This is a genomic window from Streptomyces sulfonofaciens (assembly GCF_014656295.1).
In the GTDB taxonomy this organism is placed as follows: domain Bacteria; phylum Actinomycetota; class Actinomycetes; order Streptomycetales; family Streptomycetaceae; genus Streptomyces; species Streptomyces sulfonofaciens.
Window position 1 is genome coordinate 1 of record NZ_BNCD01000011.1, and the last position, 24,985, is coordinate 24,985.

A 24,985-nucleotide genomic window follows, 5' to 3' on the forward strand; every position below is an offset into this window, starting at 1 on the left:
GTTCGACAGGGGGCAACAGTCATGCCGGGCCCGGAGGCCAGCAGCCCTCTTGCAGGACCGCGGAAAAGATAACGGGGGGAGGGGTGCTTCAGGAGACGTGCGGGCGCGAGCCGGGCTCCTGGCCGGGCAGGTGCTGGCCGCCGGTGGGAGCGGTCGGCAGGGGGAACTGGGTGCTCTGGTACTTGGACAGGTTCAGCCGTCCGTTGGTGTCCGGCAGCACGGGGATCTTCCTGCTGGTGTCACCGAACCGGAAGGCCGAGGTCAGGTCGCCCACCGTCCTGCGGCGCCAGGAGCTGATGTTGGGCTCCCGCACCCCGGTGACGCGTTCGAGGAAGCGGAGCTGCGAGGTGTGGTCGAACACCTCGGAGCACACCCAGCCGCCGACCGTCCATGGCGAGACGATGATGGCGGGCACCCGGAAGCCGAGGCCGACCGGCAGCCCGCCGCCGTCCACGCCGGTCGCCGACGTCTTGGAGACGAACTCGCCGGCGGTGCCCGCCGGCGGCGTCGGGGGGACGACGTGGTCGAACATGCCGTCGTTCTCGTCGTAGGACAGGATGAAGACGGTCTTCGCCCAGACGTCCGGGTTGGACGCGAGGGCGTCGATGATGCCGGACACGAAGGCGGCGCCGGCGGCCGGGGAGCCCGACGGGTGCTCGTCGAAGCCGGACGGCGGCAGGATCCAGCTCACCGTCGGCAGCTTGTCGTTGAGCGCGTCGTACTCGAACTGGCCGAGCGGTGAGGAGGCCATGGCCTGGTCGTGCAGCGGGTCGCCGGGCCGGGCGTTGAAGTACTGCGCGATGTGCTGGAGCGTCGGCAGTCCCGTGGCGCCGTCCTGGTGGTAGAACTTCCAGCTCACGCCGTGGTCGGTCAGCCGTTCGGGATACGTCGTGAAGGAGTACTGGCCGTTGGGCGCGCCCGTGGTGAGGGACGGGCCGCCGGCGACGCCGTCCGGGTCGACGGTGCCCGCCAGCCACATGTGGCGGTTGGGCCCGGTGGGGCCGAGCACCGAGCAGTGGTAGTGGTCGAGGACGGTGAAGGCGTCGGCCAGCGCGTACTGGAACGGGATGTCCTCGCGGGTGAAGTAGCCCATGACGTAGGGGCCGTTCTTGCCGTCCGCGGCCCGGTGCGCGGGCAGCCACTGGTCCATCCTGCCGCCGTTCAGCGCCTGGTGCTGGACGGCCCACTCATGGCTGGTGGACGGGATGACCTGGGCCGCGGTGGTACGGGTGTCGAGCCGGTAGGGCAGCAGTCTGCCCGCCGGGGAGGCCGGGTCGGGCTGCTCGAAGACGGAGTCGCCGTTCGGCAGCCGCGCGGCCTTCGGGTCGTCGAAGCCGCGCACTCCGGAGAGGGTGCCGAAGTAGTGGTCGAAGCTCCGGTTCTCCTGCATCAGGAGCACCACGTGCTCGATGTCCCTGAGCCCGCCGCGCCGGGCGGGCTCCGCGATGGCCTTGCGGAGGTTGGCGGGCAGCACCATGTCGGTCGCGGTGAGCGCGCCGACGGTGGCCGCCGAGCCCAGGATTCTTCGCCGGGTCAGGCCCGTTCCGGCGGGACGTGCGGGGGAGCTGTCGTTCATCGAGGTCCTTTCGAGACCGGACAGGAGCCGGTGGGGGGCCTCGACACACTCACGCGCCCGGATGGTGACCTCTTGGGTGGCCAGATGGCCGGGGGCTTAAATGTGGCTGAAACTGTGCGCTGGTAAGTGAGTAAATGTCCTCATACGCCTGGGCGTTGCCTGGAGTTACGCCCGAAGTCGCCCTGCGGGTGGCGCGGGTGGCGCGGGTGGCGCGGGTGGCGCGGGCCCCGGGTCTCCGGCGCCCGGACCGCCGGGGCCCGGGGCGCCCGGACGGTGTGCCCCGGGGCGGCCCCGCCCGCGGTCACCCGCGCGCACCCGGGCGCGCGCAGGGCCCCCGGGTGCTCTCAGGGCAGCGGGGTGCCGCCCGTGGCATTGACGACCTCGGCCGTGATGAAGCTCGCGTTCCGGGAGGCCAGGAACACGTAGGCAGGTGCCATCTCGGCGGGCTGGGCGGGGCGGCCCAGCGGTGCCTGCTTGCCGAACTCGCGGGTGTCGGGCAGGGTCGCCGGGATCAGCGGGGTCCAGACCGGCCCCGGGGCCACCGCGTTGACCCGGATGCCGTCGGGCGCGAGCATCTGCGCCAGCCCCTGCGTGAAGGTGACGATGGCCCCCTTCGTCATCGCGTAGTCCAGCAGGTGCGGGCTCGGCTTGTAGGCCTGCACGGACGTGGTGTTGATGATGCTCCCGCCACGCGGGATGTGCGGCAGGCAGTACTTCGAGAGCCAGAACATCCCGTAGAGGTTGGTGCGCATCACACGGTCGAACTGCTCGGTGGTGATCGCGGAGATCCCGTCCGGCTGGCTCATCTGGTACGCGGCGTTGTTGACGAGGACGTCGACGCGTCCGCACTCGGCGACGGCGCGGTCCACGAGGTCGCGGCACTGGTCCTCCTCGCGGATGTCGCAGGGGACGGCGAGCGCGGAGCGGCCGGCGTCGGTCACCAGCCGGGCCGTCTCCTGCGCCTCCTTCTCCTCCTCGGGCAGGTAGGTGAACACCACGTCCGCGCCCTCCCGCGCGTACGCGATCGCCACCGCCCTGCCGATGCCGGAGTCGCCGCCCGTCAGCAGTGCCTTGCAGTCCGTGAGCTGCCCGCAGCCCCGGTACGACAGCTCACCGTGGTCCGGCGGCGGGTCCATCGGGCCCGTCCAGCCCGGGTGCTCCTGCTCCTGCTGGGGGAACTCGGGTTCGGGCGTCCGCGGCCGCCCGCTGGGGTTCTCCGGCATGTGCGCTGCCTTTCTGCACGGTGGATGGGATGTAGCGGGTGCCCCGTCGGGCGGTGTGCAGTCCTGGGCGCGGTGCGGGCGGCGTGCGGGGGCGGTGCGGCTACGCGGTCGCGCCGCCGGGCTCGATGTTGTGGTTGAGGCGGAAGACGTTGTCCGGGTCGTAGGCCGCCTTGACGGCCGCCAGCCTGCGGTGGTGCTCCGGGCCGAAGCCCGCGGCGACCCGCTGTGCGCCCTCGTCGCCGATGAAGTTGAGGTAGACGGCGCCGGCGGACCACTCCCTGACGTCGGCGCGGGTCCGGCGCGCCCACTGCCTGCCGCGTTCGTCGTCGGCCGGGTCGGTCCACAGGCCGAGGGGGTGCGCCACCCACGGGGCCCGCCGCCACGGCACCGGGAAGTCCCGCCCGACGCGGGCCGCAGCACCGCCCTGCGGGAACATCACGTGCTGCGACGGTGAGGGCACGACCATGTCGGTGGCGCTTGCGCAGAAGGCGTCCACGGCCTCGTCGGGGAGGGCGCTGAGGTACTCGGCCGACCAGTAGTTGCGGTAGCCGGGCGGGTCGTCGAGCATGCACTGCAGGTCCGCGTACGGCAGTTCGGTGACCATTCCGCCGAGGTGGCCGAGGCCGAGCAGCGGGGCCAGTGCCGTGCGCGCCTGCTCCTCGGGGCCCGTGTAGGTGGCCACCACCAGGCAGGCGAGCCTCCCGACCAGCGGCTCCGGTACGAACTCCTCCGGCGGCGCGGTGAGGAAGAGCAGCCCTCCGCCGACGTCGTCCGGTGCGTCCTGCATGTAGTCGCGGTACGCGCGCAGCACCCGCGGGCCGTCCTCGAAGTCCCACAGCAGCATGACGACCGTCAGCGCCGGCAGCGGGTGCAGCCGGAACTCGAACGAGGTCGCCACGCCGAAGTTCCCACCGCCGCCGTGCAGCGCCCAGAACAGCTCCGGGTTCTCCTCCTCGCTCGCCCGCACCGCGCTCCCGTCCGCCGTCACGAGGTCGACCGACAGGAGGTTGTCGCAGGCCAGCCCGTACTTGCGGTCCAGCCACCCGGTCCCGCCGCCGAGGGTGAAGCCGCCCACGCCCGTCGTGGACACCCGGCCGCCCGTGGTGGCCAGGCCGTGGGGTTCCCCGGCCCGGTCCAGGTCGCTCATGGTGGCGCCGCCCGCGACGCGCGCGGTGCGGGCCGCGGGGTCGACGACGGCCGCGTTCATCCGGCGCAGATCGACGACGAGGGCGTCGTCGGCCACGGCCGTGCCCGCGACGCCGTGGCCGCCGCCGCGCACCGCGATCCGCAGGCCCGCCCGCCGGCCGAAGCGCACCGCGCGTGAGACGTCCCCGGGCGTCTCGCACTGGGCGATGACGGCCGGACGCCGGTCGATCATCGCGTTGAAGACCTCGCGCGCCTCGTCGTACGCGGGACCGTCCGGGGTGATCACACGGCCTGCGAACCCGCTGCGCAGTGCGGCGGCCGCAGTGCCGGCGGTGTGTGCCGTACCCATGTCTTCGACGGTACGTCCATCCGGGCCCGTGGTGCACACCCGTCCGTGCGCGGCGCCCCGGGCCGGTGGACAGGCCGGGCGGGCACGGTCCGGGAAACCGCCGTGCGGAGGGCGGGAGCCGCGCGTTATAACACCGTCAGGCCCTCCCGCCGCCCCGGGGACCGCGGCGGTGCTCGCGCCCACCCGCCGGGACGGCCGGGTGGGACGGCTTCGACGGTGGAGGACGACGATGTTCGCGATATCCCTCGGTGGCGACGGTGCCGAGCTGCGGCCGCTGGAGCCGTGGCACGCCGAGGATCTGCTGGCGCACATGGAGCGCGGCCGGGACTTCGTGGGCCGCCACGTCGGGCTGCCGGACCGCGTCACGGACCTGGCGTCGAGCCGCTCGTTCCTCCGGTCCTACGCCGAGCGGGCCGCCGCGGACACCGGACGGCTCTACGGCATCTGGACGGACGGCAGGCTGGTCGGCGGAGTCCTCTTCAGGACGATGGACACCGCTACCGGCACCGCGGAGGCGGGCTGCTGGCTGGAACCGTCGGCCGTGGGCCGGGGCCTGGTGACCAGGGCCGCCCGCGTGATCATCGACTGGGCGATCGAGGAGCGGGGCATGCACCGCGTGGAGTGGCGCGTCTCGTCGGAGAACGAGGCCAGCATCGCCGTGGCGCGACGCCTCGGGATGACCAGGGACGGCGTGCTGCGCGAGAGCTACCCCCACCGCGGCAGGCGGGTCGACATGGAGGTGTGGTCGGTGCTCGCGCCGGAGTGGCGGGCGGCCGGGCCGGGCGGCGCCGCGGGCTGAGTACCGCAAGCACCGTTGCGGTACTGGCGCCCGGCCCGGCCGGCCGGTCACCCCTGCGGGCCGGACGGGCCGGCGGGCCCCGGTGCCCGCCGGCCGGCCGGGCCAGGGGCCCGGTCCCCCTCGTCCCGCACCGCCACCCCCTCGCCCCGGTACTCGGTGTAGCCGTAGGGGTTGTGGATCAGCTCGGTCTCCGGGATCTCCGGTTCGAGCGCCTGCCGCCAGGCCTCCTCGCCCAGCTCCGCACGTACGTACGCCACGGTGGCGGCCACCGAGGACCGGGCGCGGTCCAGGCCGGTGCCGGTCAGCTCGTGGCGGTACTTCACGACGGTGCCGTTGACCAGCACCGTGTGCACATCGCCGCGGCCCGCCTGGAAGACAACGTGCCCGTAGGGGTGCAGCAGCGGGAACATCGCGGGCGAGCGGTCGTTCCTGATGAGGACCAGGTCGGCCTTCTTGCCCGGCGTGAGCGAGCCGATGGAGTCGGCGAGGCCGAGCGCCTCGGCCCCGCCGAGCGTGGCCCACCGGACGACGTCACGCGCGCGGAGCGCGTTGTGCACCACGGTCTCGCCCGACGTCTGGGCCGCGAGGTGCTCCCGCGAGCGGTCCGCCGAGAGCGTGGCGCGCATCGCGGAGAACAGGTCCCCGCTCCACCACACGCTGGTGTCCATCGACAGCGACACCGGGATGCCGTGCCGGCGCAGCAGCCAGGTCGGCGGGTAGCCCTGGCCCGCGCTCTGCTCGCTCTCCGTGGAGACCGAGACCGTGCCACCGGAGGCGGCGATCCGCTGGTAGGAGTCCTCGCCGAGGGTGGCCGCGTGCACGTACGTGGTGCCCGGTGCCATGCAGCCGTGCTCCCACATCAGACGGATGCCGTCGTCGCCGGTCGCGCCCCAGACCCCGGCGTGCGTGGTGACCGGCAGGGCCAGCTCGCGCGCGGCCTGGAAGGCGGCCTTCTCCGGGAACGCCTCGTCCCCCGTGACGTCGAAGGCGAGCTGGAGTCCGAGCATGTCGTCGCGGGCGGTGAAGTGCCGTGCGACGAAGGACCGGAACTCCGGTGCGTTGGCCCACTCCCAGGGCGCGCCGAGCAGATTGCCGTACGCCAGGACGAAGCGGCCGGGCACCGACCGTAGGGCCTCGACGGCCGCGTCGCCGTGCTCCGGCGTCCGCAGGCCGTGCGACCAGTCCACCGTGGTCGTGACGCCGGCGTCGAGCGCCTCGACGCCGGCGAGCAGGTTGCCCGCGTGGATGTCCTCGGGCCGGAAGATCCCGCCCCAGTCGAGGTAGTAGAAGACGAAGTACTGGGAGAGGGTCCAGTCGGCGCCGAGGCCGCGCAGGGCGGTCTGCCACATGTGGCGGTGCGTGTCGACCATGCCGGGCATCAGGATGCCGCCGGTCGCGTCCACCACGGCGGCGCCGTCCGGCGCTTCGAGCCCCCGCCCGACCCGTTCGATGCGCGTGCCCCGCACCAGCACGTCGCCGCCGTCCAGGTCGCCCAGCGCGCGGTCCATGGTGAGGACCGTGGCGTTGCGGAAGAGGATCGGGCGGCCCGGCCGGAAGTCGTCGGGCTGCGGGGCACTGCTCATGTCGTCACCTCGTCGTTCTCTGCTTGGCGTGGGGCGTCGTTCGGGGCGGGGAGGGAGGCGGGGGTCAGCAGTCCCGCGGGCCGGCCAGCCAGGCGCGGATCTCCTCACCGTGCTGTCCGAGTCTGGGCGGCGGGAGCACATGGCGGCTCGGCGTGGCCGACAGGGAGATCGGACTGCGGATGGACGGCACCGCCCCGTCGCCCTCGCCGACCCGGACGACGGGGGCGAGCCCGATCCGCTCGGCGAACTCCACTCCGCCCTGGACGGTGTTGATCGGGCCGCAGGGCAGTCCGGCGGCGGTGAGCAGGTCGAACCACTCGTTTGCGCCGCGCTGCCTGAGCCGGTCCACCAGCAACGGCCTCAGCTCCTCGCGGTGGCGGGTGCGGTCCTCGGTGCGCCTGAACCGCTCGTCGTCGGCGAGGCCGGGCAGGCCGAGCACCGCGCACAGCTTGCGGAACTGGCCGTCGTTGCCGGCGATGACGACGAGGTCCTTGTCGGCGGTCGGCAGCGGCTCGTAGGGGAAGAGGCTCGGGTGGGCGTTGCCCATGCGCAGCGGGACGGTGCCGCCGGCGACGTACGCGGAGGTGTGGTTGACGAGCGCGGACAGCGCCGACGACATCAGGTTGACCTCGACGTGCTGGCCGAGGCCGGTACGCTCGCGGTGGTGCAGCGCCGACAGGATCCCGATGGCGGCGTGCATCCCGGTCATCACGTCGAAGACCGAGATGCCCGCCCGGAACGGCTCCCCGTCCGGGTCCCCGGTCAGGCTCATCAGGCCCGACATGGCCTGCACGAGCAGGTCGTAGCCGGGCATCGCGGCGCCGTCGCCGCTGCCGAAACCGCTGATCGAGGCGTAGACGACGGCCTCGTTGCGGTCACGTGCGGCCGCGTAGTCCAGGCCGAACCTGGCCAGGCCGCCCGGCCGGAAGTTCTCGATCATGACATCGGCCCTCGCCGACAGCTCGTGCGCGAGGGCCCGGTCCTCGGCGTCCTTCAGGTCGAGGACGACGGATCGCTTGTTGCGGTTGACGGCGAGGTAGTAGGTGGAGACGCCGTCCCGCACCGGTGGCAGCCAGGTGCGGGTGTCGTCGCCGCCCGGGCCCTCCACCTTGATCACCTCGGCGCCGAGGTCGGCGAGCAGCATGGTGCAGTACGGGCCCGCGAGGACACGGGAGAAGTCGGCGACCACCAGTCCTGCCAGGGGCCCGTGCGGTGCGGTCGAGGGGGCGTCGTCGGAGGTCATGGGCCTCGATCCTTCGGGTGCTTCGCCTGCGGGGGGTGCCTGCGTGCGCGGGTGCGCGGGTGCGCGTGGAGTCCGGGCGTCGGGGGGCGCCTGGGCCGCCGGGTGTCCGGCTCAGGTGGCGATGTCCGGGTAGGGCAGTGACCAGTGCGCGAGGCGCCGGGCGTACTCGCGCTGGAAGCCGAGCGGTTCGGCGTGGTCGCGTTCGAAGAGCGCGATGAAGAGGGTCAGGGTGAGGAAGGGGTGGCCGCCCAGCTCCTGGATCGCCACGTAGTCGTGGGCGACCAGCGCCCCGCGCTCCTCGTCGGTGAGCCGTGTCCACGTGGTGTCGTCGCCGGGCACACCGGTGAGCACCCGCATCCGCTCGCGCTCCCAGCGCTCCACCAGGGCCGCCGGGTCGGCGCGGTATGCCTCGGTGAGCTCCGGGTCGCGGTCCACGTCGTAGAGGAACTTGTCCAGCAGGTACCTGCTCATGCGTCGGCCCCGTTCGGATACCAGGTGAAGTAGGCCTCCATCGTGTGGAAGAGGTCCAGGCTGTCCGCGTGGGCGGCCTCGGTCCCACCCGCGACGCCCATCATCAGCAGGAAGTCCATGAAACCGTGGGTGGCGTTGCCCGGCTCCCACAGGCTGTCCAGGCTCACCTCGGACAGGGCGCCCTCGATGTCCCCGGAGGCGATCCAGCCGACCGCCTTCCGGTCGAACACGGGATCGGGGCCGTGCGGGCCGAACTGCCTCGGCCCGCCCAGTTCCAGGGAGAGGTGGCCGCTGCCGATCACGGCCACCCGCAGACCGCTCGGCCAGGAGTCCACGATCTCCCGTACCGCCCGGCCGAGTTGCACGAACCGCTTCGGCTGCGGCAGCGGCGGCGCGAAGATGTTGGTGTAGAGCGGCACGATGGGCAGGTCGTTCTGCGGCCGCAGGGTGACGATCGGGCAGGTGATGCTGTGGTCGACCCGCAGCTCGTTGCTGAACGCCAGGTCGAAGCCCTTGTCCAGGCCCTCCCGCAGCATGTGGGCCGACAGTTGCTCGTGCCCCCGCAGCAGCATCCGGGGCAGGCCGAACTCCCGCTCCTCGTTGTGGAAGTTGGCGTCGTAGAACGGCGCCTTGCCGACCAGGAACTGCGGCATGTTGTCCAGCCAGAGCTGGTGGAAGTGGTCGGAGCCGACCATGACGAGGACGTCGGGACGCATCCGGGTCAGCGTCTCGCGGTACGCCTCCACCTTGCGCACCCAGGCGTCGGCGAAGTCGGGCCGTTCCCCGGGCGGCAGGGTGCTCGTCCGGTAGTAGAACGGGTGGTGCGTGGTCGCGAGTACCGCCACGAGCTGTGCCACGGTCACCTCCGGACGGACGTCCGTATGCCGGCCACTTCTCTGTGCTTCTTCACGGTGATCGGCCCGTTCCACCGCTGTCAAGAGGTCTGCACGCCGACCCCGCGCGCCCGGCGCAGGGCAGGAACCGGTGCTTGCTCGTGCTGTTGCCCTGCATGAGGGGCGCCCGTAGCGTGGCCGTTGTCCGGACGTTCGTCCGCATCGCGGTTGGGAGTGGGGATCGTGGCCGAAGAACAGGACCAGGACGGGTATCCGACCCGGCTCGGCTCATCGGACGCCGACTCGATCCGGCTGCTGGGCAGGGACCTGGCGGGCGAACTGCTGGGGCAGGTGACGTTCGGGGAGCTGGCGTTCTGGCTGGTGGCCGGGCGGCGGCCCACCCCGGGCGAGACCCGGGTCTTCGAGGCCGTGCTCGTCGCGCTCGCCGACCACGGGTTCACCCCGACCGCCATCGCCGCCCGCCTCACCTACCTGAGCGCACCGGACGCACTCCAGGGCGCGCTGGCCGCCGGCCTGCTGGGCGGCGGCTCCCGCTTCCTCGGCGTCACCGAGGACACCGGCCGGTTCCTCGCCGAGGCGCTGGCCGCCGCGGAACGGGACGCCGCGGGCGCGCCGCCGGACCCGGACCCCGCAGGTGCCGGACACGCCCGGGTCCCCGGGGACCCCGGTGTCGCGGACGCCCGCTGGGACGGCATCGCGCGCGATGCCGTCCGGCGCCGCAGGGACGCCGGGCTGCTGGTGCCCGGGCTCGGGCACCCCGTGCACAAGCAGGGCGACCCGCGCACGCCCGCGATCCTCGCCCTGGCCGACGAGGAGGGGCTGCGGGGTCCGCACCTGCGGCTGTTCGAGGCGGTCGGGCGCGTCCACCACGAGATCCTCGGCAGGCGGCTGCCGCTCAACGGCGCCGGAGTGTGCGGGGCCGCACTCGCCGACCTCGGCTTCCGGCCGGAGATCCTGCGCGGCTTCGCCCTGCTCGCCCGCACCGCGGGCCTGCTCGGCCACCTGGCGGAGGAGCAGGAGCGGCCGGTCGCGGGGCGCGTCTACGCGGCGGTGGACCGCAACACCGTCCACGTCCCACCGCCGACCGGTTAGCGTGCCGGTATCCTCTGGCGGGTCACCCGTCGGTGCTGGTGCGAGAGGCAGGGATGGCGTGCGCCGGGACACCGGCCCCGACTTCGTCGAGGCCCTCGCACGGGGCCTGGACGTGTTGCGCAGCTTCCGGCCCCGGCAGCCCGAGATGACGCTCGGCGACATCGCGTCCGCCACGGGACTGGCCCGCCCCACGGCCCGCCGGATGCTCCTCACGCTCCGGGAGCTCGGCTACGTCGCCGCCACCGGCCGCGGTTTCGCGCTCACGCCCCGCGTGCTCGACCTGGGCATGGCCTACATCGGTTCGCAGGGGCTGTGGGACATCGCCCGCCCGCACATGGAGCGCCTGGTGGCCGAGACCGGCGAGTCGTCGTCCATGGCGCAGCTCGACGGCTCGGACATCGTCTACGTCGCCAGGGTCGCCGTGCCCAGGATCATCGCGCTGGCGGTGACGATCGGGACCCGCTTCCCGGCGTCCGCCACCTCGCAGGGCAGGGTGCTGCTCGCGGCGCTGCCGCCCGAGCGGCTCGCCGAGGTGCTGGACCAGCCGGGCAGGTCCGGTGTCACCCCCCGGCGCCGGTACGGCCCCGAGGAGCTGGAACCGGTGCTGCGCGAGGTCAGGGCCCGGGGCTGGGCGCTGGCGGACGAGGACCTGGCGGTGGGGGTCAGGTCCGTCGCGGTGCCGGTCAGGGACGGCGACGGGCGCGTCATCGCGGCCATGAACGTCACCGTGCACGCCGCGGAGACCTCCGTGGAGTCACTGGTGGAGCACCACCTGCCGCGGCTGCTGAGGACGGCGAGCGCGGTCAGCGCCGACTGGGCGGCCTGGCGGAGCATGCCCGTCGTCACGGCGGAGCCCCCGCAGGACGGGCCCTGACCGGCCGCCGCCGTGACTGTGCCGCCGGGTCGCGGTGCGGGACTGCCGCCGGTGGGCCGCCCGGGCCGCGGGCCGGACGTCAGCCGACCGCGTTGTTCAGCAGGGTCTCGAGCTGGGAGGCCGCGGCATGCAGATGGCGGACCACGGTCAGTTGGCGCTTGCGGGGCATCCGGGTGGCGGGGGCCGAGGCGTTGAGGGCGGCGACGGCCAGGTCGCGGCGGTCGCGCACGACGGTGGCCACGGACACGATCTCGTCCTCGTCGGCGTCGCGGTGGTTGGTGGCGTAGCCCTGGTCGCGGACCCGGGACAGCTCGGCGTCGAGCGCGCCGCGCTCCTCGGGCCGCAGGGCGCCCGGCGTCTCGGAGGCGAACAGCTCGTCGAGCTGGGCTGCGGTCAGTTCGGCGAGCAGCGCCTTGCCGGTGGCGGTGCGGTGGGCGGGCATCAGTTGGCCGGTGCGGTCGGCGACCCGCAGCGCCCGGTTGCTCTCCGCGCCGGCCAGGTAGCGGATCCGGCCGCCTTCGAGTTGTGCCAGGTGGACGGTCTCGTTCACCCGCAGCGCGAGGTCGGCGAGGATGGGCCGGGCGAGGTTGCGGATGTCCAGGTTGCGCACGGCGGCCAGGCCGATCTCCAGCAGCGCGGGCCCGGCGACGTAGACGCGCAGGTCCTCCTCGCGCCGCACGAAGTCGTGCTGGATGAGCATGGCGAGCAGGCGGTGCGCGGTGGAGTCGGCGACGTCCAGGGAGTGGGCGACATCGGTGAGGCGCAGGCGCTTGTGGTCGCGGAACATCAGCAGCAGCCGCAGCGCGTTGCCCACGGAGGTGATGGGGTAGGACGGCTTCGCGCCGGCGCGGTCCGCCTTGTCGACCGCCTTTCCCTGAGCCATCGGCCGATCATAGCGCGGGCCGTGCGGGCGCGGGCCTGGTCAGACGGTTCTCCTCGGGGCGGTGGGCGCCCGGGCGAGGACCTCGGCCGCGTCACGCCCGCCGGGTGGTCGCCTGCCGGCGCGGAGAGGGGGAGGCCAGGAGGGAACCGGGCCCGTACGGCGTGCTCCCGGAGCCGGGGGCCCCGGGGGCGAAGCTCGTGCCGAGGACTGAAGGAGCCGCGCCGCCGGGCGCCTCCTCGCCGCCCGACGCAGCAGCCGCCGCGCAGACCGCCCGGATCCCGGGCGGCCTTGTTCCCCGTTTTCCCGCTTCCCGCTTCCCGCTTCCCGTCCCCCGTTCCCCGTTCCCCCGTCCGCCGACCTCCCGTCCCTCGGACCCCGGGACCGCTGCGGCGCACATCCTCCGGGACACCCCGGCCGCGGTCCTTGACTGTTCGCCGACCCCGATGGCAGCCTCCGCAGGAGGGAAGTAACTTCTTCTATGCGGAATTGCGGAGGAGGAGGGAACACTGCCGCGCCCACCCGTCCCGCACACCGCACGACCCCGGGAAACGCCACCATGACCACCCCGCACGACACCCCCGCCCCCGCGACACCCACCGCAGAAGAGGCCCGGCGGCTGATCGCCCTCGGCTGCCGGATCCTCGCCCACCGCGGCCTCGCGGAGGACATCCTCGGCCACATCAGCCTGCGCGACGACGACGGCACCCTGCACATCCGCTGCCGCGGCCCGCGCGAGCGCGGACTGCTGTTCACCGAGGCCGAGGACGTCCACCGGGTCGGCCTGGACGGCGACACCGCCCTGTCCGGCGGCCACCGCGTCCCCAACGAACTGCCCATCCACCGCGAGGTGCTGCGCGCCCGGCCCGACGTGCGGGCCGTGGTGCACATCCACCCGCCGAGCGTGGTCGCCGCCGACCTCGCGGGCCTCACCCTGCGGCCCATCGTGGGCGCCTACAACATCCCCGCCATGCGGATGGCGCTCGACGGCATCCCCGTCTATCCGCGCGCCGTCCTGATCACGCGTCCCGAACTCGGCCGCGAGGTCGCCGCGGCGCTCGCCGGGCAGCCGGTGTGCATCCTGCGCGGCCACGGTGTCGTCGCCACCGGCCAGACGGTCCAGCAGGCCGTGGTGCGCGCCCTCAACATGGAGACACTGGCCAGGATGACCCTGGCCGCCGCCGTGCACCGCACCCCGCCCGCGCTGCCGGACTCCGACGTCGCCGAACTCCCCGACCTCGGCTCGGCGTTCAACGACGAGACCGTCTTCCGCAGCCACCTGGCCCGGCTGGAGCACGCGGGGCTCGGTCTCGACTGACCGGGCCGGTCCCGGGGCGCCTCCGGGGCCGGACCGTGGGCGGCGGGCGGAGCGCGGCGGCGCCCGCCCGCCGCGGGATCAGCCCACTCCGGACGGCCGGGCGGCCCCCCGGCGCTTCGGCCGGCGCGCCCCGGCGGCGGGGCCCGCACCGGGCGGTGCCGCGCCCGAGCCGCACAGCGCCGCGGCGCCGCACAGCGCGGACTCCGGCCGGATCGGCACGCCGTTGCCGCGCAGCACGTCCCTGACGTCCAGGATCAGCGGGAACACCTCCTGGTTCCAGTCCTCGCCCTGCTCGTCCCAGGCGCGCTGCTCGGCCTCGACCGCCATCCGGTCCTCCGCGAACACCCGCTCGGTGAACCGCCGGATGAACGGCCACGCCAGTCGCAGGGCGCCCGGTACCGGCGGTTTCGCGATCATGAGCAGACCGAAGGCGTGCGTGGTGCGCTGCTCGGCGTCCTGCGGAACGTAGGCGGCCCAGAGCGAGAACGCGGGCACCTCGGTGTCCTCGGGGACGGACCGCAGGGTCTGGTACGGGTACTGGGTGCGGACGGTGATGACGTCGCGGGACGTTCCACGGCCCACGCCCTCGCCGGACAGCAGACCCGCGCCGCGGTCCTTCCTGCCGCCCGCCGGGACGAAGAGGTACCTGGCCTCGACGAACCCGGGGCCGCTGTCGTAGCCGAGGAGCCGCGGATGGATCCGGCCGAGGACGCCCCGGTGCAGGAACTGGTGGTTCATGTCGAGCAGGTTCTCGTGCAGGAAGGAGTAGTGGCAGTGCACGGTGCGCGAGAACGTCATGGTCCTGTGCCCGGCCGAGTCGAACTCCGGCAGCACGGGCAGCGGGGTGGCGGCCGCCCTCGCCGGGTCACCCGGAAAGACGAACAGCAGGCCGTACGCCTCGCGGACCGGATAGGACCGCACCCCGCGCGGCGGCTTGGCGACCCCCTCGGGCAGGTACGGGATCTGCGAGATGCGGCCGTTTCCGCGGTAGGCCCAGGCGTGGTAGCAGCAGCGCAGCGCGTCGCCCTCCACGACGCCCATGCTCAGCGGCACCTGGCGGTGGGCGCACCGGTCCTCCAGGGCGTGGACCGTGCCGCTCGCACCGCGGTACAGCGCGATCCGCTCGCCGGCGAAGACGGCGGCGGACGCCTTGTTCCTCGGTACGTCCGAGGCGAGCGCGACGGGGTACCAGAAGTTCGGATCGATCCCCGTGCGCCGCAGGTCGGCCGTGCCTGCGGGCCGCCGGTCGGGCCCGCCGGCCGGGGCGCCCCCCGGCCCGGCCGCTCTCTTTCCGCCCCGGGCGCTCTTCCCGTCCCGCACGGGCTGTGTCTCGGTCATGGGCCTCTCCTTGCGCGTAGGGCACTGCTGCAAGCGTGGCGAACACGAGATATCCGGCATCGTACTGCTTTCATACGAAGTCGGCAGATCTCGGGCTGGTCGTCCGGAGGCCCAGGGCGCCCTGTCGACGCCGTCCCGGCGTGGGTGCGGCTCGGCGCCGTCCAGGCCGGGGTGCGGCTCAGCGCCGTGCCGGGGCCCAGGGGCCGACGCCCCCGATGCGCTCGATCGCGTAGCGCACGACGTAGCCGGGGCCCTGCGGTGCGGGGAACCGGGCGTCCGGGGCCATGTACACCTTCGCCAGACGGTCGAGCAGGTCCCAGGCGTGCTCGCTCGGCTCGACGGTGGCCCTGGCCCGGAGCATGGCGTACTCGTTGAGGAAGACGCCGGGGGTGCGCGGCGCGTCGAAGGTGAGCACCACCCGCGGGTCCCGCTCGATGTTGCGCAGCTTCAGATGCCGTGACATATGGCCGCTGACGATCTCGTCGCCGTCCAGGCCGATCCAGATGACGGTCACCTGCGGGCTGCCGTCCGCGTTGATGGTGCTCAGATGGGCCATCGGGCCCGATGCGATGAGATCGCGCAGTTCGGATGGCAGAGTGTTCATGATCTGTCCCTTTCTGTCCGCGCGTCACCTTAACAACGGTCAGAAACAGGCCCCGGCGGACCAGATGCCGGTGACCGGGGCCGTACGGGCACGACCGGTGGCGCCGGGACCGGGATGCCGCCCGCACCGGAGCCGGGGGCGGGTGCGCGTGCCCGGCGACACCTGATGGTTACCGGTCGCCGCTTGACGTACCGGACGGGGTCGACTGTGCTGGACGACCGTGGGGGAGTGCTCGTCGGTGCAGGTGGCGGGCGGTTTCAACGGGGCGGGGACGCCCAGGGCGAAAGGGTGTGCGGATGGCCGGGCCGGCGAGCGGGACGGTGGACGGCGAGGGCGTCCACGTCGGGATCGACGCGGGTGGCACCCGCACCCGCGCCCTCGCCGTCGAGGGCGGGCGGGTGCTGGGCCGCGGCACCGGCGGACCGGGCAACGCCCTTTCCGTGGCCGCCCCCGAGCTGGCCGACCACCTCACCGCCGCGCTCGCCGGGGCCCTGCCCGCCGGGGCGGGCAGGCGGCTGCGCGGGGTGGTGGCGGGGTTCGCCGGAGCGTCCTGGCTGCTGCCCGACGACCCCGGCAGGGACACGGCCCTGACGGCGCTGCGGACCGCGCTGGCCCGGCACGGCGTGCCCGCGGGCGTGCCCGTCGGGGTGCGCAGCGATGTGGAGGTGGCCTTCGCCGCGGCGCCCGGGGCGCCGGGGGACGGGCTGCTGGTGCTCTCCGGGACCGGCAGCGCCGTCATCCGGTTCGCCGCCGGGCAGGTGGTGGCCACGGTCGACGCGCACGGCTGGATGCTGGACGACGCGGGCAGCGGGCACTGGATCGGCCGCCGCGCAGGGCGCGCCGCACTGCGGGCGCTGGACGGGCGGGGCCCGTGGACGGCGCTGGTGCCCGCCGTCACCGCGCACCTGGGCGACCCGGTCGCCGAACCGCCCGCCGGGCGGCGCGAGCGCGAGCGCGTACGCGCCCGCCTGCTGGAGGCCCTGATCGCGCGGGGACCGCTCGCGCTCGCACGGCTGTGCCCGCTGGCGGTGGCGGCCGCGGACGCCGGCGACGAGGTGGCGGCGGCCCTGCTGGACGGCGCCGTCGAGGCCCTGACCGAGTCGGTGCGGGCACTGGATCCGGTGCCCGGTGAGACCCTGGTGACCACCGGCGGACTGCTCGGCCCGAACGGTCCGCTGCTGCCCCGTCTCGCGCCCGTCCTGGCCGGGCTCGGGCTGCGCCCGCAACCCGTGCCCGACGGCACGACCGGCGCCGCGGCCCTGGCCCGCCTGCTGCCGGGGGCCCGACCGGCGAATGGCCTCCGGACCGACGTCACCGCCGATCCGGAGGCCGAGTTGCTCCGCGCGCCGTAGGCGAGCGGCGGTGCTGGCGCCGTGCGCCCCTTGCCGTGCGCCGGGTACCGGGCGCCGGCCGTCAGGCACCGCAAGGGGGCGCCGTCGGGGCGCGGGCGCCGCTCACGCGCCGGTCATCCCTGCGCGCGCACCGCCGTCAGCTCGGCCGGAGCCTGCACGTCGGGCGCCGTCTGCACGGCGCCGCCGTCCGGGCCCTCGGCCAGGTCGAGCTGGGAGATGGCGTTGACCAGGTGCACCGTGCCGCCGTGGGCGACGGCCTGCCAGCGCTGGGTGCGGGTGGCGTCCGAGCAGGGCTGCTGGCTGACGGCCGCGCCCACCTCCAGCGGCGCGCCCAGGTAGTGCTTGCCGTCCACCACGTCCAGGCACTCCTGGCCGGGCTTGCCGTCGTGCACCGCGCGGAGCACGTAGTAGCCGTCCGCCGTGGACGTCAGGGCCCAGGTCGCCGAGGAGCCGGCGGCGAACCGGACCGGGGCCGCCGCGTCGGCGGACGGGGCGGCCAGGCGCTCGCCCGAGCCGCGCAGGGACATCGCGTAGGTGCCGTCCGCCAGGGGCAGGCGTGTGACGTTCTGCCAGCCGGGCGCGTGGCCGACGCGCTCGGCGAGCGCGGTGAACCCGGCGTAGCCGGCGGCCGGCTTCGGGCCGCCCCAGGTGGTCTGGGCGACGAAGCGCAGCGGCATGAACGTGTCGGCCTCGACCTCGTTCTCCGTCTCGGCGGCCGCCGAGTCGGGCCACAGCGAGATCTGCGCGCCGGTGACGCCGGGCTGGGGCCCGCTCAGCGACTCGCCCTCGAACTCCAGCGGCGTCCAGTCGCTGTCGTAGAGCTTTTGCGTGTCCATGTGGAAGCCGCCGCGCACCAGGTACAGCGAGTAGGCCGAGTTCATCACGGGGTTGCCGGCGGCGAGCAGGGCGGAGGGCTGTGCACCGGTCTCGGTGAGCCAGTGCTCGATCACCACGTCCTTGTTCACCGGCACGGTGTTCTGGCCGTTGAGGCCGTCGTTCCAGATCCGCAGGGTCCGGCCGCCCGCGCGGACGTGCTCGTCCACCCGGTTGACGAAGTCCACGAACGCGTCCTGCGGTGTGGCGTCGGCGCCGTACTTCGCCTTGGCGTAGGCCCCGATCTGCGGGTAGTTCGCGAAGTCGGAGCCGAGCATGTACTCGTCGGCGCCCATGTGCCAGTAGGGCGTGTCCCAGACCGAGAGCGCCTCGTCCACCAGCTTGGTGTAGAAGGCGAACGCCTCGGGCTTGGTGATGTCCAGCCGCGTCGGCGACTTGGCGCCGGAGGAGTCGGTGAGCTGGAGCTCGGGATGGTTCTCCAGGTACGGGTCGATGTGCCCGGGCGAGTTGATCTCCGGCACCAGCGTGATGTGGTACTCGCGGGCCAGGGCGGACAGCCGCCGTACCTCGTCCTTGGTGTAGTAGCCCCAGAACTTCGTCGCGGGGTCCACGTCGCTGGCGACCTTGGCCTCGATCTGGAGCTGGTTGAGCTTCAGGTACGACATGTCGCGCATCAGGCGCTCGAACCAGGCCAGCGAGACGTGGATGTAGCACGCGCACACGTCGACGCCGCGCTCGGCGTAGCGCGGCACGTCCACCGCCGAGCCCCTCGGCAGGCTCCGGCCGCCGTCCAGCATCTGCACGAGGGTGCGGGTGCCGTAGTACACGCCGGTCTCCGTGGCCGCGGTCACCCGGACGCCGTCGGAGACGTCGAGCGCGTACCCCTCGGTGCCCAGGTCCTTGCGGGACGGGTCGAGGCGCAGGACCACGTCGCCCGGACGGTGCCGGGCGCCGGTGGCGACGGGCAGCCGCAGGCCGCTCGCGCCGGCCAGGTCGTCCGCGAGGACACCCGCGTCGGCCTCCAGCGCCCGGTCCACGGCGACCACGGCCGAGCCGTGCCCGAGCCGCAGGCTGCCGGTGCCCGGGGTCCAGTGGGTCAGGGCGGGCAGCACACCGGGGGCGGACGCGGCGGCCCCGGTGCTCGGGGAGGCGGCGGCGCTCCGGGCGGTCGCGGCGGCCGGCAGGACCGTCGGCACGAGCAGGGCAAGGGCGGACAGCACGCGGACCGCCCATCTGGACGTCGTCCGCGGTAGGGAATGGCGCATCACGACTTTCTCCTCACACTCTCCGGCCTTGCGGTGCCTCGCGGTTGCGGTACGCGGCGCCCGCGCCACCCTGGGTGGGTGGGTGGGTGGCGCGGGCCGGGGCGGGCGCCCGCCGGGCGCTCGCTCGGGGGTTGCCGGCTGCGGCGGCTGCGGCGGTGCCCGGCGGTCGACGTGCCCGGTGGCCGTCGTGCCAGGCGGTCGACGTGTCAGGCGGTCGACGTGCTCAGGCTCGACGTGCTCAGGCGGTCCGGCGGATGCGACCCGCGTACTCCGCCTCCAGCGCCGCGTTGCGCTCGTCCGAACCGGGCACGTTGGCCGACTGGTAGACCGGCGGGGTGACGCCGGCGGCGAGCAGCCGGGCCACCGTCTCGGCGATGGTCATCTGGATGAGCACGGCGCCGCTGATGGTGCTCAGCGCGCACACGCCCGTCCCGTCCGGCAACCGGAGCGTGCTGTCGCCGTACGGGGCGCGGTTGTCCAGCACCACGTCCGCCACCTCGAAGAGCCGCAGGCCGCTGGGGTGGCGGGCGGTGATCGCGGACGAGTGGGCCACCGAGGTCAGCGCGATCACCCGGTGCCCGCGCTCCTTGACGAGCCTCGCCATCTCCACGATGGCGCCGTTGCCGCCGGACTGGCTGGCGATCAGGAAGATGTCGGCGGGCCGGATCTCGGCCAGCTCCAGCACCTTCGCGGCGACGGACGGGTCGCGTTCCGCGAACGGGTCGAGCGCGATCGCGGGGTCCTCGCCGCCGAACAGCACCCGGTCGCGGATGGAGAGCTGGTTGGTGGGCACGAGCCCGCCCGCCCGGCCCGCGACCTCCATGGCGAGCGCCTGGGAGTGCCCGGTGCCGAACACCTGGATCACGCCCTTGTCGCGCAGCGCGGCTGCGATCAGGTCCGCGGCCCGGGCGACGCTCTCCTTCGCCAGCTCGACCGTGTCCGGCAGCGCCTGCGAGACCGTCTCCCAGTAGGCGGCGCCGGAAATGGTGTCGGAAGTCATCTGGGGGTGTCCCTCTCCGTGGGGGTCGGATCGTGTCCGGCCGGACCCGCCCCGTGGGCGGGCTCCCGGCCGGTGGCGGGATCCGCGCCGGCGGCCGGATCCCCGTCGCCGCCGCGGTCCGCACGGACGCGGGGGACGGCCCGCTTGGCCGGGTGGGCCCTGCGGTGCTCGGCGATGGTGGCCGCGGTGGCCTCTAGGGCCGCGACCGTGCGGCCGTAGCTGCGCTGTGCGACACCCAGGTAGAGGGCGTCGAGCACGATCAGTTGGGAGTGGCGCGCGGCGAGGAAGTCCGGCCGGAGGCTGACCGTGCGCACCGAGGTGGTGAGCACCGTGCCGGCCGTCCTCGCGAGGGTGGAGCCGCTCGCGTTGGTCAGCGCGATGGTGGTGGCGCCGCGGGCGCCGGCCACGGCCAGCGGCCGGCAGGTCTCGGCGGTCTCGCCGGTGTGCGAGATGCCGACTGCCACGTCCCGCGGGCCCAGTTGGCTGGCGCTGGTGAGCGCCGAGTGCACCTCGGCCCACGCCCAGGCAGCGCAGCCGATGCGGTGCAGGCGCAGTTGGAGCTCGGTGGCCACGATGGCGCTGCCGCCCACCCCGTACAGGTCCACCCTGCGGGCGCCTGCCAGCGCGTCGCACGCCGCCTCCAGCGTGGCGGTGTCCAGGCCGGTGACGGTGTCGTGGATGGCGGCCGCGTCACGCGCGGCGATCACGGCGAGCACCCGCTCCAGCGGATCGGCGACGTCGATGTCCTCGCCGAGGTCGGCGCGCCATGCCCCGCCGGCCTCCCGGCCCGACTCGGTGGCCAGTGAGATACGCAGCTCGGCGTAACCGTCCAGGCCGGCCCGGCGGCAGACGCGGGTCACGGTCGCCGCCGAGGTGTGGGCGGCGGCGGCGAGTTCCTGGATGGTCATGGCCGCGGCGCCCGCCGGGTCGGCGAGCAGACGGTCGGCGACCCGGGCGGACGCGCCGCTCAACTCCGGGCGCAGAGCGCGCAGCCGGGGGATGAGCCCTCCCTTGGCCATGAAAATAATTACCTCTTCCTATCGGCTGACGCGGTAACTATTCTCATCACGCCGCAGGCCTGTCAAGGCGGTGTCGCACGTCCAGGAGCGACCGGACGCCGGGCCTGGGCCCTCAGTGGTGAAGGGAGCCGTTGCACCCGATGAAACTGTTTCAGCAGTCCGTCGGCCGCCGAGGAGGGGGCCCGCGCCGAGCGCTCGGCCTGGCCTTCGCCGCCGCGCTCGCGGTGGTGGGGCTCCTGCCGTCCGCGACCGTCACGCCCGCGTCCGCCGCGCCCGCCGCGCCCGCGTCCGCCGCGAAGGACGCGTGCCGGGGCCCCGTGCACCCCGCGTCCGTGCTGCCCGTCGAGTCCTGCGACAGCCCGGAGCGGATCGTCGAGAAGGCCGCGAACATCGTGCCCAGGGCCTCCCAGGTGGCCTGGCAGCAGCGGAAGGTGATCGCGTTCACCCACTTCGGGATGAACACCTTCACCGACCGCGAGTGGGGTTCCGGCATGGAGGACGAGTCGCGGTTCGACCCGCCCTCGGCCGACGTGGCGCAGTGGATGCGCGCCTACAAGGCGAGCGGTGCCAAGGAGGTCATCTTCACCGCCAAGCACCACGACGGCTTCGTCCTGTACCCGACCCGGTACTCCGACCACTCGATCGTCGCGAGCCCCTGGTGGGTCCGTACCTCCGGCTGTGCCGGAGCCGACCGGGTGGCCGCCGAGCGCGAGGCCGCCGAGCAGCGCAGGGACACCGACCCGTCGGCGCTCTGGCAGGTCCGCGACGCCGGCTGCCGCAACCCGGACGGCGACATCCTCGGCTCCTACGTGCGCGCCGCACGCGCCGCGGGCCTGCGCGTCGGGATCTACCTGTCACCCACCGACGGCGCCGAACTGCCGCACGCCTGGCACAAGGACACCTACATCCCGGCCATCGAGGCCAAGGATCCGTCCCAGCGCTCCACCGCTGAGGTCGCCACCCTCCAGGACGCCCCCGCCCCGCCCGCGGGCAGCGGCCGCTACGGCAACGGCAGCACCCCCGAGCCCCGCACCATCCCCATCCTCGTCCCCGGCGACGACCGCGCCGCCGCGGTGGCCCGCGGCACCCTGCCGACCTTCCACGTCACCGAGGACGACTACAACACGTACTACCTCAACCAGTTGTACGAGCTGTTCACCCAGTACGGCCCCATCGACGAGCTCTGGCTGGACGGCGCCAACCCCTGGGCCGGCTCAGGGGTGAGCGAGCCGTACGACTTCACCGCCTGGTTCAAGCTCATCAGCACCCTCTCGCCGGACACCGTGGTCTTCGCGGGACCGCAGGGCACCCGGTGGGTCGGCAACGAGGCGGGGGTGGCCCGCACCGGCGAGTGGAGCGTGGTGCCGGCGACCGCCGACCCGTCCACCGCGCACAACGAGGGACTGATCCCGGGCGGCGCACAGGCCGAGGACATCGGCTCCCGGGCCGTGCTCACCGGCCCCGGCGTGCGCTACCTCCAGTGGTTCCCGGCCGAGGCCGACTCCTCGATCCGGCCCGGCTGGTTCTACCACGCCGACGAGTCACCGCAGTCCCCCGCCGCCCTCGTCACCAAGTACCAGCAGTCCGTCGGCCGCAACGCCGTCATGCTGCTGAACACGCCGCCGGGCACCGACGGCCGGATCGCCGACGCCGACGTGGCCTCGCTGACGTCCTTCGGCACCGCCGTCCGCGACACCTACGCCACCAATCTGCTGACTGCGCCGCGGGCGCTCGCCGACCGGAGCCTGACCACCGCGTGGTCGCCCCCGGCCGGCGCCACCACCGGCACCCTCACGCTCGACCTGCCGCACCCGGCCACCTTCGACCAGCTCGCGCTCGGCGAGGACATCACCCGCGGCCAGCACGTCGAGCAGTTCACCGTGGACATCTGGAAGGACGGCCGGTGGACCCGGGCCGCCGACGGCACCACCATCGGCTACGAGCGCCTGCTGCTCACGGACGACCCGGTGACCACCACCCGGATCCGCATCCGCATCGACGCCGCCCGCGCCACCCCGCACCTCGCCACCGTCGGGCTCTACCGGACGGCGGAGGCGGGGTCCTAGGCACCCACCGGAACCCGCTGCCGGCGCCACCGGACCGGGAGCCGCCGAGGAGGGGGAAGCGCCGCCGGCCGCTCGGGCCGGCGGCGCTCCGCGTGCGGGGCAGGGAAGCCGCGGCGCGTGCGGCCCGCGGCCGCGGTTCGCCCACCGCGGTGTGCTGGCCGGTGCGGACCGCGGTGCTGACCGCGGTGTGCCGACTGCCTCGTGCGGACCCGCCTCGTGCGGACCGGCCTCGTGCGGACCGGCCTCGTGCGGACTGCGGTGTGCCGGCTGTGTTGTGGGGCCCAGGCGTTGGCGCGCGGGTCGACGCGATGACGCCCATGCGGGGCGAAACTTTAGGCGTGTCAGGGCTGGTGTCTCCGCTGCCGGGAGGGGCCCTGTCTGTCCTCGTTCCCGAACTGTGCTGGTAACGCCCTTTGAGGGGTGGTGAGTTCAGGCCCCTGGCCCATTCTCCATACTTGACTGACCACGGTCATGGTGCGATTGTTTCGGCACCCTTTCGAAAACACCGGTGTCAGGCGCTCCGCACGCCGTCCGCTCAGCCGCACGCCGGTGCCCGAGCACGGCGTACACGCGTACGCCGCGGGGCGACACGTCATCGGGCACGGCGCGCAGGGGCTCGGCAGACCGTGCGGACGAGACACTGGCACGTCCGCACTCCTGCGCACCCGCACGTCCGGATGTCTGCACCCCCGCACATCTGCACCCCGCACATCTGCACCCCGCACATCTGCACCCCGCACATCTGCACCCCGCACATCTGCACCCCGCACATCTGCGCTTCTGCGTATCCGCACATCTGCGTATCCGCACACGCTCGACGCCGCACTCGGCGTCCGGGTCCGAGACGGGGGCGGTCCGGGCCGGCACCGGGGCGGTATCCGCATCCACCGCACCCGCAGCCCAGAAAGGGCCCCCGATGCTCGACAGACTCCGTACCGGCACGCTGACCGCCCTGCTGGCGGCGGCGCTGCTGACCCTGTCCACGGCGGTGGCCGGCGCCGCGCCCGCCGCCCCGCAGTACGCGTCCACGCATGCCGCCCACCCGTCGGCCGACGCCGCCGCGCGGGCCGGCGTGCGGGCGCCCGCGGCCTCGTTGACGCAGGTGGCGAACTTCGGGAGCAACCCCGGAAACCTGCGTATGTACGAGTACGTGCCCGACACGGTCCGGTCGAACCCGGCGGTCCTGGTCGCCGTCCACTTCTGCACCGGCAGTGCCCAGGCATTCTTCTCCGGCACCGAGTTCGCCAACCTCGCCAACCAGTACGGCTTCATCGTCGTCTATCCCGACGCCAACGTCAGCGGCCAGTGCTTCGACGTCTCCTCGCCCCAGGCCCTCAGGCACGACGGCGGCAGCGACCCGACCAGCATCGCGTCGATGGTCAGGTACGCCATCCAGCAGCACAGGGCCGACGCCGGCCGCGTCTTCGTCACCGGCGCCTCCTCCGGCGCGATGATGACCGACGTCCTGCTCGGCGACTACCCCGACCTGTTCAAGGCCGGCGCCGCCTTCATGGGCGTGCCCTTCGGCTGCTTCGCCACCACCGACGGCTCCGGCTGGAACACGGCCTGCGCGAACGGCCAGATCACCAGAACCGCGCAGCAGTGGGGCGACCTCGTGCGCGGTGCCTACCCCGGCTACAGCGGCGCCCGCCCGCGTGTGCAGCTCTGGCACGGCACCGCCGACACCACGCTGCGCTACCCCAACTTCGGCGAGGAGATCAAGCAGTGGACCAACGTCCTCGGCGTCAGCCAGACCCCCGTCTCCACTGACCAGCCGCAGTCGGGCTGGACCCGCACCCGCTACGGCGGCAACACCAACCAGGCCCCGGTCGAGGGCATCAGCCTCGCGGGCGTGGGCCACTCCCTGCCCACCAGCGGCATGGCGGCCCGTGCCCTCGCCTTCTTCGGCATCACCACCTGACACCGGCACCCGGCGCCCCTGCCGCGGCCGGTGCGCGGTGCCCGTTGCCCGGTGCGCGGTAGCGGGCGCCTGCGCGGCAGCGCGCGCACCCGGTCCGCACCGGCGGGCGCGGGTACGGGCCAAGAGCCGTACCCGCGCCCGCTCCTCCCGTTCGGGGTGTGGATGTGCGCACAGGCCG

21 protein-coding genes are annotated in these 24,985 nt (G+C 73.9%); 7 read left to right on the forward strand and 14 right to left on the reverse strand.

The genetic code is table 11. From position 1 onward, the window contains the following. Positions 1–88: 88 nt before the first annotated feature. The 3 genes from IE313_RS18555 to IE313_RS18565 form a co-directional block, all read right to left on the reverse strand. Positions 89–1,576, reverse strand: coding sequence for an alkaline phosphatase family protein (locus IE313_RS18555; protein WP_189933597.1), 1,488 nt, complete (start codon positions 1,574–1,576; stop codon positions 89–91). Between the two features lie 344 nt (positions 1,577–1,920). After that, a complete protein-coding gene (locus tag IE313_RS18560; RefSeq protein WP_189933599.1) occupies positions 1,921–2,799 on the reverse strand; it encodes an SDR family oxidoreductase in 879 nt (292 codons plus the stop codon). A gap of 100 nt (positions 2,800–2,899) precedes the next feature. Next, positions 2,900–4,294 (reverse strand): FAD-binding oxidoreductase, encoded by a 1,395-nt coding sequence (locus IE313_RS18565; RefSeq protein WP_189933601.1) that lies wholly within the window; start codon positions 4,292–4,294, stop codon positions 2,900–2,902. Between the two features lie 229 nt (positions 4,295–4,523). Between IE313_RS18565 and IE313_RS18570 the strand changes: the two genes are divergently transcribed. After that, a complete protein-coding gene (locus tag IE313_RS18570; RefSeq protein ID WP_189933603.1) occupies positions 4,524–5,093 on the forward strand; it encodes a GNAT family N-acetyltransferase in 570 nt (189 codons plus the stop codon). A gap of 47 nt (positions 5,094–5,140) precedes the next feature. Here IE313_RS18570 and IE313_RS18575 read toward each other — a convergent pair whose 3' ends face one another. The 4 genes from IE313_RS18575 to IE313_RS18590 all read right to left on the reverse strand — a co-directional run bounded on the left by IE313_RS18575 (position 5,141) and on the right by IE313_RS18590 (position 9,247). After that, on the reverse strand, positions 5,141–6,676 hold the full coding sequence (locus IE313_RS18575; protein WP_189933605.1) for an amidohydrolase family protein: 1,536 nt from the start codon (positions 6,674–6,676) through the stop codon (positions 5,141–5,143). Between the two features lie 64 nt (positions 6,677–6,740). Beyond that, the gene (locus tag IE313_RS18580) at positions 6,741–7,919 is read right to left on the reverse strand and encodes a CaiB/BaiF CoA transferase family protein (RefSeq protein ID WP_189933607.1); all 1,179 of its coding nucleotides are present in this window, start codon (positions 7,917–7,919) and stop codon (positions 6,741–6,743) included. 111 nt (positions 7,920–8,030) lie between these two features. Continuing rightward, positions 8,031–8,390: a hypothetical protein gene (locus IE313_RS18585; protein ID WP_189933609.1), complete on the reverse strand. Its 360-nt coding sequence runs from the start codon at positions 8,388–8,390 to the stop codon at positions 8,031–8,033. Then, positions 8,387–9,247 (reverse strand): DODA-type extradiol aromatic ring-opening family dioxygenase, encoded by an 861-nt coding sequence (locus IE313_RS18590; protein WP_189933610.1) that lies wholly within the window; start codon positions 9,245–9,247, stop codon positions 8,387–8,389. The genes IE313_RS18585 and IE313_RS18590 overlap by 4 nt, the downstream gene beginning before the upstream one ends. 219 nt (positions 9,248–9,466) lie before the next feature. On the opposite strand from IE313_RS18590, the gene IE313_RS18595 reads away from it, so the two are divergent. Both IE313_RS18595 and IE313_RS18600 read left to right on the forward strand, forming a co-directional pair. Next, positions 9,467–10,336 (forward strand): citrate/2-methylcitrate synthase, encoded by an 870-nt coding sequence (locus IE313_RS18595; protein ID WP_189933612.1) that lies wholly within the window; start codon positions 9,467–9,469, stop codon positions 10,334–10,336. Between the two features lie 58 nt (positions 10,337–10,394). Then, entirely contained in the window at positions 10,395–11,210 is an 816-nt protein-coding gene (locus tag IE313_RS18600; RefSeq protein WP_189933614.1) for an IclR family transcriptional regulator domain-containing protein, read from the forward strand. Between the two features lie 79 nt (positions 11,211–11,289). On the opposite strand, the gene IE313_RS18605 is transcribed toward IE313_RS18600, so the two are convergent. Then, on the reverse strand, positions 11,290–12,093 hold the full coding sequence (locus IE313_RS18605; RefSeq protein ID WP_189933615.1) for an IclR family transcriptional regulator: 804 nt from the start codon (positions 12,091–12,093) through the stop codon (positions 11,290–11,292). Between the two features lie 556 nt (positions 12,094–12,649). On the opposite strand from IE313_RS18605, the gene phtC reads away from it, so the two are divergent. Further along, positions 12,650–13,408, forward strand: a complete 759-nt coding sequence (gene phtC / locus IE313_RS18610) for a 3,4-dihydroxyphthalate decarboxylase (protein WP_189933617.1) — start codon at positions 12,650–12,652, stop codon at positions 13,406–13,408. A gap of 78 nt (positions 13,409–13,486) precedes the next feature. Here phtC and IE313_RS18615 read toward each other — a convergent pair whose 3' ends face one another. Beyond that, on the reverse strand, positions 13,487–14,746 hold the full coding sequence (locus tag IE313_RS18615; protein ID WP_189933619.1) for a Rieske 2Fe-2S domain-containing protein: 1,260 nt from the start codon (positions 14,744–14,746) through the stop codon (positions 13,487–13,489). A 178-nt stretch (positions 14,747–14,924) separates the two neighbouring features. Next, a complete protein-coding gene (locus tag IE313_RS18620; protein WP_189933621.1) occupies positions 14,925–15,350 on the reverse strand; it encodes a PPOX class F420-dependent oxidoreductase in 426 nt (141 codons plus the stop codon). Positions 15,351–15,646: 296 nt separating this feature from the next. Between IE313_RS18620 and IE313_RS18625 the strand changes: the two genes are divergently transcribed. Then, positions 15,647–16,702 carry an N-acetylglucosamine kinase gene (locus IE313_RS18625; RefSeq protein ID WP_189933623.1) on the forward strand — a complete coding sequence of 352 codons (1,056 nt, stop codon included), beginning with the start codon at positions 15,647–15,649 and terminating at the stop codon, positions 16,700–16,702. Positions 16,703–16,815: 113 nt separating this feature from the next. Here IE313_RS18625 and IE313_RS18630 read toward each other — a convergent pair whose 3' ends face one another. From IE313_RS18630 to IE313_RS18640, 3 genes are all read right to left on the reverse strand, one after another. Next, positions 16,816–18,801 carry a glycoside hydrolase family 20 protein gene (locus tag IE313_RS18630; protein WP_189933625.1) on the reverse strand — a complete coding sequence of 662 codons (1,986 nt, stop codon included), beginning with the start codon at positions 18,799–18,801 and terminating at the stop codon, positions 16,816–16,818. A 238-nt stretch (positions 18,802–19,039) separates the two neighbouring features. Further along, positions 19,040–19,801 carry a sugar isomerase domain-containing protein gene (locus IE313_RS18635; RefSeq protein ID WP_189933627.1) on the reverse strand — a complete coding sequence of 254 codons (762 nt, stop codon included), beginning with the start codon at positions 19,799–19,801 and terminating at the stop codon, positions 19,040–19,042. Further along, positions 19,798–20,820 (reverse strand): MurR/RpiR family transcriptional regulator, encoded by a 1,023-nt coding sequence (locus IE313_RS18640; protein ID WP_189933629.1) that lies wholly within the window; start codon positions 20,818–20,820, stop codon positions 19,798–19,800. Before IE313_RS18640 ends, IE313_RS18635 begins: the two co-directional genes overlap by 4 nt. Positions 20,821–20,960: 140 nt before the next feature. On the opposite strand from IE313_RS18640, the gene IE313_RS18645 reads away from it, so the two are divergent. Then, complete coding sequence (locus IE313_RS18645) at positions 20,961–22,886, forward strand: alpha-L-fucosidase (protein ID WP_189933631.1); 1,926 nt, start codon at positions 20,961–20,963, stop codon at positions 22,884–22,886. 341 nt (positions 22,887–23,227) lie between these two features. Here IE313_RS18645 and IE313_RS36435 read toward each other — a convergent pair whose 3' ends face one another. After that, entirely contained in the window at positions 23,228–23,770 is a 543-nt protein-coding gene (locus IE313_RS36435; RefSeq protein WP_189933633.1) for a pentapeptide repeat-containing protein, read from the reverse strand. Positions 23,771–23,802: 32 nt separating this feature from the next. Between IE313_RS36435 and IE313_RS18655 the strand changes: the two genes are divergently transcribed. Next, positions 23,803–24,807, forward strand: a complete 1,005-nt coding sequence (locus IE313_RS18655) for an extracellular catalytic domain type 1 short-chain-length polyhydroxyalkanoate depolymerase (protein WP_189933635.1) — start codon at positions 23,803–23,805, stop codon at positions 24,805–24,807. Positions 24,808–24,985: the final 178 nt, after the last annotated feature.

Bases quoted from the DNA above. Each gene is read 5' to 3' on its own strand.
- IE313_RS18555 (WP_189933597.1), bottom strand. From the start codon at position 1,576: ATGAACGACAGCTCCCCCGCACGTCCCGCCGGAACGGGCCTGACCCGG.
- IE313_RS18560 (WP_189933599.1), bottom strand. From the start codon at position 2,799: ATGCCGGAGAACCCCAGCGGGCGGCCGCGGACGCCCGAACCCGAGTTC.
- IE313_RS18565 (WP_189933601.1), bottom strand. From the start codon at position 4,294: ATGGGTACGGCACACACCGCCGGCACTGCGGCCGCCGCACTGCGCAGC.
- IE313_RS18570 (WP_189933603.1), top strand. From the start codon at position 4,524: ATGTTCGCGATATCCCTCGGTGGCGACGGTGCCGAGCTGCGGCCGCTG.
- IE313_RS18575 (WP_189933605.1), bottom strand. From the start codon at position 6,676: ATGAGCAGTGCCCCGCAGCCCGACGACTTCCGGCCGGGCCGCCCGATC.
- IE313_RS18580 (WP_189933607.1), bottom strand. From the start codon at position 7,919: ATGACCTCCGACGACGCCCCCTCGACCGCACCGCACGGGCCCCTGGCA.
- IE313_RS18585 (WP_189933609.1), bottom strand. From the start codon at position 8,390: ATGAGCAGGTACCTGCTGGACAAGTTCCTCTACGACGTGGACCGCGAC.
- IE313_RS18605 (WP_189933615.1), bottom strand. From the start codon at position 12,093: ATGGCTCAGGGAAAGGCGGTCGACAAGGCGGACCGCGCCGGCGCGAAG.
- phtC (WP_189933617.1), top strand. From the start codon at position 12,650: ATGACCACCCCGCACGACACCCCCGCCCCCGCGACACCCACCGCAGAA.
- IE313_RS18615 (WP_189933619.1), bottom strand. From the start codon at position 14,746: ATGACCGAGACACAGCCCGTGCGGGACGGGAAGAGCGCCCGGGGCGGA.
- IE313_RS18620 (WP_189933621.1), bottom strand. From the start codon at position 15,350: ATGAACACTCTGCCATCCGAACTGCGCGATCTCATCGCATCGGGCCCG.
- IE313_RS18625 (WP_189933623.1), top strand. From the start codon at position 15,647: ATGGCCGGGCCGGCGAGCGGGACGGTGGACGGCGAGGGCGTCCACGTC.
- IE313_RS18630 (WP_189933625.1), bottom strand. From the start codon at position 18,801: ATGCGCCATTCCCTACCGCGGACGACGTCCAGATGGGCGGTCCGCGTG.
- IE313_RS18635 (WP_189933627.1), bottom strand. From the start codon at position 19,801: ATGACTTCCGACACCATTTCCGGCGCCGCCTACTGGGAGACGGTCTCG.
- IE313_RS18640 (WP_189933629.1), bottom strand. From the start codon at position 20,820: ATGGCCAAGGGAGGGCTCATCCCCCGGCTGCGCGCTCTGCGCCCGGAG.
- IE313_RS18645 (WP_189933631.1), top strand. From the start codon at position 20,961: ATGAAACTGTTTCAGCAGTCCGTCGGCCGCCGAGGAGGGGGCCCGCGC.
- IE313_RS36435 (WP_189933633.1), bottom strand. From the start codon at position 23,770: ATGCGGATACCGCCCCGGTGCCGGCCCGGACCGCCCCCGTCTCGGACC.
- IE313_RS18655 (WP_189933635.1), top strand. From the start codon at position 23,803: ATGCTCGACAGACTCCGTACCGGCACGCTGACCGCCCTGCTGGCGGCG.